Below are 292 nucleotides of genomic sequence, written 5' to 3' on the forward strand. Positions count from 1 at the left end.
AGCTGTCCTGGACGAGCCCGTTTGGCGACGGCAACGGCCAGAAGCAGCGCAAGCACGCCCTGCTTGCTTGGAAGCCCCTGGTGAAGCCGATGTACGAGGCCCGCGAGGAGAAGCGCGTCTTCCGCGAGATCATCGAGCGCATGGGGTATAACCCCGACGACGCCTACCCGAAGAGCAACTACGACCAGTGGCTTGGCTACTTCCTCGGCATGCGCGTGCTGAATGAGGACGCTACGAAGTGGGAGCCGGTCATCACCTGGACCGAGGCCGACAACGAGAAGTACCACGCGAG

Annotated in this window: 1 pseudogene; it reads left to right on the plus strand. The window is 63.0% G+C overall.

Annotated features, from left to right (window positions below):
• Nucleotides 1-292: pseudogene (locus NE591_RS15160) on the plus strand (molybdopterin oxidoreductase); the annotation flags it as partial.

Source organism: Adlercreutzia sp. DFI.6.23 (assembly GCF_024462535.1).
GTDB classification, from domain to species: Bacteria; Actinomycetota; Coriobacteriia; order Coriobacteriales; family Eggerthellaceae; genus Adlercreutzia; species Adlercreutzia rubneri.